We start from the raw sequence: 1,091 nt of genomic DNA, 5'->3' as shown, positions 1-1,091 counted from the left end.
GGCGACCGTGGCCATCGCCCGGACGGCGGCCCTGGCGCGACGGTGAGGGCCCGCATCCTCCGCTGCCAGCACAGCCGCGCCTTGTCTCATCACCTCACCTCGCCGACGATGATGCAATGTTCCACCGCGGCGCGCATCGAGATCCCGAACACAACGATCGTCCGGACAACTCACTCAAGCCTGAGCAGTGTATGAGCGAGCACGCAATGCGAGCGTCCGGGATGCCATATAACGGCCGAACATCGATGGAAGGCGCGCACGAACGAACCGGCGCCTGGTCTTCAATTGCGGAACTTCGGGAGGACGCCGCGAACCCCGACAGCGGATAGCTGCCGCGACATGGCGTGGATGATCGACGCGGGTCCGGCCGCGCTGTGGCGAGCTTCCAGCTTCACCTCAAGGCCGCGCAGCCCCACGGCCAACTCAAGTGCTTGCAGCGACCTCGTGATCTCCTCGAACCGCGCTCTCGCGTCGGACCAGCCTTGCGCGAAGCCGAACAGCTCGCGCAGGGCCGGCGCGATCTCCTTGAAGGCTGCCAGCGCCGCGACCAGGGCGTCGAGCGAGAGGCGGCCCTGGACGAAGCCACGCCGCCGGAAGCGTCAGCAGCGAGAGCAGCACGAGGCGCAGCTGGAAGCGCAGCGTCGCCCGCGGGACGTCGCGCTCAAGGCTCCGCCGCTCCGGGCTTCCGGCGCCGCGACGGCGCTGCCGTCCGCGCAGCCAGCGCCAGCCGAGGCGGAGCGCCAGCCTTCCCGTCCAGGCCGGCGCCACGACGAGAACGAGGACCGAGACGAGCTCAATCCACCCAGGGCCGTGGGGCTGATCCAGGCCGGTGACCCGGTGGATCAGGTCGTGGACGACGGGCGCGAACAAGGGGCTCCGAGGTGGGACGCTTCAACCGAGCCGGGTCGCCCGCAGGCGCAGGGCGTTGCCGATCACGCTGACCGAAGACAGCGCCATGGCGGCGGCGGCGATGACGGGCGAGAGCAGGATGCCGAGGAACGGGTAGAGGACGCCCGCCGCCATCGGCACGCCGGCCGCGTTGTAGACGAAGGCGAAGAACAGGTTCTGGCGGATGTTGCCCATCACCGCCT

At 69.7% G+C, this 1,091-nt stretch carries 2 protein-coding genes; one reads left to right on the top strand and one right to left on the bottom strand.

Annotated elements, in window-relative coordinates; all coding sequences use genetic code 11:
• Positions 1-195 (top strand): hypothetical protein (locus AX737_RS35165; RefSeq protein WP_210173145.1); only part of this gene is annotated, 195 nt, incomplete at its 5' end.
• Between the two features lie 696 nt (positions 196-891).
• On the opposite strand, the gene AX737_RS31140 is transcribed toward AX737_RS35165, so the two are convergent.
• A partial coding sequence (locus tag AX737_RS31140; protein ID WP_197430779.1) for a hypothetical protein occupies positions 892-1,091 on the bottom strand: 200 nt, incomplete at its 5' end.

Source organism: Methylobacterium sp. CCH5-D2 (genome assembly GCF_001556475.1).
GTDB lineage: Bacteria > Pseudomonadota > Alphaproteobacteria > Rhizobiales > Beijerinckiaceae > Methylobacterium > Methylobacterium hispanicum.
The sequence above is the reverse complement of the archived record's forward strand: the minus strand, read 5'-3'. Positions and strand labels throughout refer to the sequence as shown.